Source organism: Archangium sp. (assembly GCF_036389735.1).
Lineage (GTDB): Bacteria > Myxococcota > Myxococcia > Myxococcales > Myxococcaceae > Archangium.
Genome location: NZ_DASVWK010000735.1, coordinates 1 through 5,330 on the forward strand (window position 1 = coordinate 1; position 5,330 = coordinate 5,330).

6 protein-coding genes are annotated in these 5,330 nt (G+C 70.8%); 3 read left to right on the top strand and 3 right to left on the bottom strand.

Features of this window, described 5'->3' with window-relative positions; all coding sequences use genetic code 11:
* Nucleotides 1-1,429 (bottom strand): serine/threonine-protein kinase (locus tag VF794_RS26155; RefSeq protein ID WP_331114994.1); only part of this gene is annotated, 1,429 nt, incomplete at its 3' end.
* 196 nt (nt 1,430-1,625) lie between these two features.
* On the opposite strand from VF794_RS26155, the gene VF794_RS26160 reads away from it, so the two are divergent.
* Nucleotides 1,626-2,249, top strand: a complete 624-nt coding sequence (locus tag VF794_RS26160; RefSeq protein WP_331114996.1) for a DUF2378 family protein — start codon at nt 1,626-1,628, stop codon at nt 2,247-2,249.
* 4 nt (nt 2,250-2,253) lie between these two features.
* Nucleotides 2,254-2,718 carry a D-aminoacyl-tRNA deacylase gene (gene dtd / locus VF794_RS26165; protein ID WP_331114998.1) on the top strand — a complete coding sequence of 155 codons (465 nt, stop codon included), beginning with the start codon at nt 2,254-2,256 and terminating at the stop codon, nt 2,716-2,718.
* Here the strand turns inward: dtd and VF794_RS26170 are convergent.
* Nucleotides 2,705-3,547 (bottom strand): hypothetical protein, encoded by an 843-nt coding sequence (locus tag VF794_RS26170; protein WP_331115000.1) that lies wholly within the window; start codon nt 3,545-3,547, stop codon nt 2,705-2,707. The genes dtd and VF794_RS26170 overlap by 14 nt on opposite strands.
* Before the next feature lie 26 nt (nt 3,548-3,573).
* Complete coding sequence (locus tag VF794_RS26175; protein WP_331115002.1) at nt 3,574-4,035, bottom strand: PTS sugar transporter subunit IIA; 462 nt, start codon at nt 4,033-4,035, stop codon at nt 3,574-3,576.
* Nucleotides 4,036-4,193: 158 nt separating this feature from the next.
* Between VF794_RS26175 and VF794_RS26180 the strand changes: the two genes are divergently transcribed.
* Nucleotides 4,194-5,330, top strand: a 1,137-nt coding sequence (locus VF794_RS26180; protein ID WP_331115004.1) for a glycoside hydrolase family 3 protein, incomplete at its 3' end; no start/stop codon positions are given.

The window sequence follows — 5,330 nt, forward strand, 5'->3', positions numbered from 1 at the left end:
GGAGCGTGACCGAGGAGACCTCGACCTCCGGCACGCGCGGGCCGCTGCCACGCCGGAGCATGACCACCCCCGCGCCTCCTCCCAACAGGACGGCCGCCAGCCCCACGACCAGCGCCAGCTTCAGGCGCTGCCCGCCGAACATCATGTCCCTGCGCACCACCTCGGTGGTGGGCGCACTCCCGCGAGGAGCGACCTCCGCGGGCTTCTCCACGGGCCGCGCAGGGGCGGCCTGCGGGCGCGCGGGGACCGCCGCACGCACGCTGGGAGACAGCAGCGTCTCCGGCAGGGCCGGCTCGACGGCCTGACGCGACCCGGTCCCCGCTCGCGGGAACGCGACCCCGGTGCCCCCCTGCCGGCCCTGGGAGCGCGGCTCGGGAGTGGACTCCGGCACGGCCCGGGCGAACCCGGACAGCTGGGTCATGTCCATGGACAGCCGCTTGGCGATGGACTTCAGCTCGCGCGCCACCAGATCGGCCGAGAGGGGCCGCTGGTCGGGGTCCTTCGCCAGCATCCGGAGGATGAGGTCATCGAGCTCGGGAGGCAGCCCGTCCACGAAGGACGACGGCGCGGGCGGCGCGTTCTGCACCTGCATGATGGCCACATGCATCGGCGAGTCGGCCCGGAAGGGCAGCCGCCCGGTGAGCATCTCGAACATGATGATGCCCACCGCGTACAGGTCCGTGCGCGGGCTCACCGCCTGGCCACAGGCCTGCTCCGGAGCCATGTACTCCGGGGTACCCACGATCATGCTCGCGCGCGTCTGCGGCGTGGCACTGTGGGGCGTGGTCCCCTTCTTGGCGAGCCCGAAGTCCAGCACCTTCACGTACTCGGAGCCGTTGGACTCCAACACGACGAAGATGTTGCCCGGCTTGAGGTCGCGGTGGATGACGCCCTCGGCGTGCGCGGCCGCGAGCGCGCCGAGCACCTCCGTCATGAGCCGGATGACCTCGGCGGGCGGCATGGGCGCCCGGTCCAGGATGACCTCATCCAGCGGCCGGCCGTTGAGGTACTCCATCACCAGGTACTGGCCCACCCCCGGGAGCGTTCCGAAGCCGAAGATGTCGATGATGCCGCGGTGGCGGATGGCGCTCGCCGCACGGGCCTCGCCGATGAGCTCGCGCGAGCGCACCCCCTCCGAGGAGTCCGGGCGGATGATCTTGATGGCGACCTTGCGGCCGATGTCCGGGTGCTCGCCCTCGTAGACGACGCCCATGCCACCGCTGCCGATGCGTCGGCGCACCACGTACTCGCCGATCTTCTGGCCCACCATCACGTCCTTGCGGACGGTGGACTCCCACACCGCATCCTCCTCGTCCAACGAGGGGTGGCTATCCTCCACGGGGCCCGTGGACGGGCCGTGGAGCATGGTCTTGTCATCCGAGAAGGGAGTCTGGTCGATGGGAGTTCCGTCGCGAGGGCATTCCTTCACCCCCTCCGGAAGAGGATTCCCACAGGTGCGACAGGGTCGCTGAGCGGTCATTGCGGTCGCGCATCCTATGCCACACCCCCGGGTGGGGTCATCCCTCCATGGAGCAACCAGGGAGGCTGTCTGCCAGGACGCTGATTTGCCTGGAAAGGGGTCCTCCAGGTAGCCTCCAATCGGTTCGTCCAGTCCTTGGCCCCCCATGAGCACGAGCCGCGAAGCCACCGCGAAGGCCGAAGCGTCGCCCGAGTGGCTGCGAGCCATGCAGGAGCGGATGGCGCTCGCGACCCCCCAGGACACCGCGCGCGGGCTGTTCTTCAACAGCATCCTCGAAGCGGTGCGGTCGCTCGGGGACGAGGCGGCGCTGGCGCGCTGTCAGGCGGAGCTCGGTGACCAGCAACCGGTGGCCTTCTTCAACTACCCCGTCACCCTGCTGCTGCGACTCACGGCGGTCGCGGCCCAGGAGCTGAGCGGCCGGTATGGGGGGGAGGAGCCGGCCCTGAAGGCGCTGGGGCACAAGGCCACGGGGGACTTCCTGTGCTCCCCGGTGGGTAACGCCGTGCGCATGGTGGCGGGCAAGGACGTCAAGCAGCTGCTGTCCAGCGTGCAGAGCATCTACAGGATGACCACCAGCTATGGAGAGCGCTCCGTGGGGTGGCTGGGGCCGAAGAAGGGGCGTCTCTTCATCCGGCACGCCTTCATGCCCCTGCCGTACCATGAGGGCGTGCTCGAGGAGCTGCTCCTGCGGTATGGGTCGAAGGACGTCTGGGTGAGCGGCCAGCAGGTGGCACCGCTCGACGCCATGTACGACTTCTCCTGGGAGTGAGCACATGAAGGCCGTGGTCCAGCGGGTCCTCGAGGCCTCCGTCACCGTCAACGGCGAGCGCGTCAGCCAGGTGGGACCGGGGCTGCTCGTGCTGCTCGGCGTGGGCAAGGGCGACACCGAGGCCGACGTGGCGTGGATGGCCGAGAAGCTCGCCACGCTGCGCATTTTCGAGGACGCCGCCGGCAAGATGAACCTGTCGCTGGAGGACACCTCGCGGCAGCTCATCGTCGTGAGCCAGTTCACCCTCTATGGAGACGCGCGCAAGGGCCGGCGCCCCAGCTTCACCGACGCCATGGAGCCCACCGGAGCCAAGGCGCTCTACGAGCGCGTCTGCGACACCCTGCGCGCCCGTGGCCTCACCGTGGGCACCGGCGTCTTCGCCGCGGACATGAAGGTGGCGCTCGTCAACGACGGCCCCGTCACGATCCTCCTGGAGAGCCAGGGAGCCCCCAGCCCTACCGCTCGGTAGCGCTCCCCGTCACCAGCGCCACCAGGCCGGCCTGGGCCTGGGCCGCCTCGCTCACGTGGGACGTCAGCACGCCGAGTTCCTGAATCCACGAGGCCGCGCGCTGGCCCAGCCCGGAGAAGGCCACCGTCAACGCCGGGGGCTGGGGCGCCTTGCCCAACCAGTACGCCAGCACCTCGTCCGCCTCCGGCAGCTCCACCGGCCCGAGCCGTTCACGCTCGCGCGCCAGCAACCGCTCCAGCTTGCGCTGAAGGTGGACCCGCCAGTGCGCCACCGTACGCGCCGGCCGCCACGCCCAATCCGCGAAGGCGTACTGCTCGCGCGGCACGTACTCGCCCCGCCCCTGGGTGGAGAAGACCCGGTCCGGCGGGAAGGAGGGGAAGGACTCCCACTGGCCGCCGATCAATGACGCCAGCCCCAGCTCCGCCAGGGGATGGAGCCGGAAGCCCTCCCGGCGCCCGTGCGCGGCCCGCGTGTCCCCATACGGGTAGGACGGGTCCTCCACCATCAGCGCCAGGTGCAGGGCCTCGTCCCAATTGCCCGCGTAGCCGGCCTGCCGCCCCACCACCTGCCAGCCGGACGAGCCAGGGGCCCATTGGAGGAAGGTGAGTCGCTCCACCAGCTCCCCCCAGGGCTCCTGCGCCACCCCGCCCAGCCCACCGCCCAGGTGGGCGGAGAGCAACCGCTCGCACAGCGAGCGAGCCTGCTCATCCGCCAGCCGTCCCTGGAGTGAGTCCAGCGCCCCGGCCGAGTCGCTCATGGCGAGCGACAGGAAGGGAAGCACCTGTTCGTGGAAGAACCGATCATCGACCGGCCGAAGGACCAGCTGCATCCCTCCAACCTACCACGGGCTCCTGACTAGGGCCGGGCGTCTTCCTGCACGATGAGGGCGTGGATGTCCGCGGTCGTGGGCGCCTCGAGGATGGCGGCCCGGAAGCGCGGGTTCTTGAAGAGCCGGGAGATGCGCGCCAGCGCCTTGAGGTGGACGCCCGCGCTGTTCTCCGGGGCCACCAGGGCGAAGAAGAGGTGCGTGGGCTTGCCGTCGATGGCCTCGAAGTCCACGCCCTGGCGCGACACACCGAAGGCGGCCATCAACTGCGTCAGCCCCGAGTGCTTGCCGTGGGGAATGGCCACGCCCTCGCCGATGCCGGTGGAGCCCAGCTTCTCGCGCTCCCGGAGCACCTCCACCAGCCGCTCCTCCTTCAACGGAGGATGGGCCTTGGCCAGCGTCATGCTCAGCTCGCGCAACACCTCCTGCTTGTCACGGGCGCGGAGGTCCGCGATGACGGCATCTGGGCTGAGGAACTCGGCGATTCTCAAGCTGGCGCTCCCGCGGTGGCGCTCCCTCCGCGGGCAATTACTCCTGGCCCTCGTTTCGCGCAAGGGTCGCTTGCCCTCCCTGTCCGACTCCAGGCGACTTCTTCGGCCGCGGTCACGGAATGGAGGGGTCCCGGGGGCTCGACTAGGCTCCGCCCAACGTGTTCCCCCGGCCCCTGCCCGCACTCACCGTCCTGCTCCTGCTCGCCTTGGGCGCCTGTGCCACCGCCCCGGAGCCGCCGGCCCCCGCCCAGGTCCAGGCGGACCCCACCCCACCCGCGCCCCCGGCCTCGCCGCCCCCGGAGTACCCACCGGAGCTTCAGGCCCGGGTGGAGGCCCTCATGGCGGGCCTGTCCGTCGAGGACAAGGTGGGCCAGTTGATGATGGTGGGCTTCGCCGGCACCGGGGTGGACGAGTCCGTGGAGACCCTGGTGCGCGGCCGCCGGGTGGGCGGCGTGTGCCTCTTCAAGCGCAACATCGTCAGCGGCGAGCAGGTGGCCCGGCTCAATGACGGCCTGCGCCGGCTGCTGGCCGACGGCATTCCCCCCTTCCTCGCGTTGGACCAGGAGGGGGGCAACGTGGTGAGGGTGCGCGACGACGTGGTGGTGCTGCCGGGCAACATGGCGCTGGGGGCCACGCGCTCGGCCGAGCTGGCCTACGCCGCCGGCCACGCCCAGGGCGAGGATCTCAAGCGCCTGGGCTTCAACATGAACCTGGCGCCGGTGCTGGATGTCAACCTCAACCCGCGCAACCCCGTCATCGGCATCCGCTCCTATGGAGACTCGGTGTCGCTCGTCTCCGAGCTGGGGCGCGCCTTCGTGCGAGGGCAGCAGGACGCGGGGCTCGTCACCGTGGCCAAGCACTTCCCCGGCCATGGCGCCACGGACGAGGACAGCCACAAGGCCCTGCCCGTCATGCTCGAGTCTCGCGAGGAGGTGCTCGCCCAGATGGAGCCCTTCCGCGCCGTCATCCAGGACGGACTGGACGGGCTGATGACGGCGCACGTGGCGGTGCCGGGCCTCACCGGCAACGACGTGCCGGCCACCCTCAGTCCCCAGGTGCTGGACGGGCTGCTGCGCCAGCGGCTCGGCTTCGGAGGGCTGGTGCTCACCGACGAGCTGGAGATGGACGCCATCGCCCAGCGCTATGGCGTGGGCCGCGCCGCGGTGCTGGCGGTGCTCGCCGGTGCGGACATGGTGCTCATCCCCTGGCGGCCGGAGAAGAAGACGGAGGTGTACGAGGCGCTGTTCGCCGCGGCCCTGAGTGGGGACATTCCCCGGGCGCGGCTGGACGAGGCG

Coding starts and splice junctions, on each gene's coding strand:
- VF794_RS26160 (WP_331114996.1), top strand. CDS start 1,626: ATGAGCACGAGCCGCGAAGCCACCGCGAAGGCCGAAGCGTCGCCCGAG.
- dtd (WP_331114998.1), top strand. CDS start 2,254: ATGAAGGCCGTGGTCCAGCGGGTCCTCGAGGCCTCCGTCACCGTCAAC.
- VF794_RS26170 (WP_331115000.1), bottom strand. CDS start 3,547: ATGCAGCTGGTCCTTCGGCCGGTCGATGATCGGTTCTTCCACGAACAG.